The organism is Amycolatopsis sp. WAC 04169, assembly GCF_003947535.1.
GTDB classification, from domain to species: Bacteria; Actinomycetota; Actinomycetes; order Mycobacteriales; family Pseudonocardiaceae; genus Amycolatopsis; species Amycolatopsis keratiniphila.
In genome coordinates, this window is sequence record NZ_QHJI01000060.1 from 1 (window position 1) to 682 (window position 682).

Sequence of the window (682 nt, forward strand, 5' to 3'; positions counted from 1 at the left end):
AGGACGGGCTGCGGCTCGTGGAGGACTTCCACTCGCTGGCCCCGCTGATGGCCGAGCTGAGCGAGCGCGACCGCAGGATCATCCATCTGCGGTTCGTGGAGGAGGCCACGCAGGCGGAGATCGGCGAACAGCTGGGCTGCTCGCAGATGCACGTGTCCCGGCTGATCAAGCGCATCATCGCCCGGCTGCGCGAGGGCATGCTGGGCGAGCTGGGCTGCGCCTGAGTTCCGGTCTCGCGGTGCCGACGATGCGTCCCCCGGTGCCGACGGTGGGTCCCGCGGTGCCGACGGTGCTCTTCACCCCTCCGAGGGGCACCACGGTCATCCCTCGGTGAGGGGCACCACGGCGCGTACCCGCTTGCCGACGGGGACGCGTTCGACGACGACCGTCTCCACCAGGGCGTGCACGATCTCCAGGCCGTGCCGGCCGACGCGCTCGGGGTCCCGGGGGAAGCGCTCCGGCGTCGCCTGGCTGCTGTCGTAGACGGTCACCGCCACCGAGGTGCCCGTGCCCTCCAGCTCCAGGATGTACGGCCCCCTGCTGTGCCGGTCGGCGTTGGTGACCAGCTCGCTCACCACGAGGAGCACGGCGCCGTCGGAGCGCGGGCCGATCGCGGCGCACCACTCGGTCCTGAGCTGGTCGAGGAAGATCGAGGCGAAGGACCGCGCCTGCGCTATGCATC

2 protein-coding genes are annotated in these 682 nt (G+C 71.6%); one reads left to right on the forward strand and one right to left on the reverse strand.

The genetic code is table 11. The annotated features are described in order from the left end of the window. Positions 1-224 (forward strand): sigma-70 family RNA polymerase sigma factor (locus DMC61_RS40985; RefSeq protein ID WP_125695774.1); only part of this gene is annotated, 224 nt, incomplete at its 5' end. A 96-nt stretch (positions 225-320) separates the two neighbouring features. Here DMC61_RS40985 and DMC61_RS40990 read toward each other — a convergent pair. Next, positions 321-682 (reverse strand): ATP-binding protein (locus tag DMC61_RS40990; RefSeq protein ID WP_148106769.1); only part of this gene is annotated, 362 nt, incomplete at its 5' end.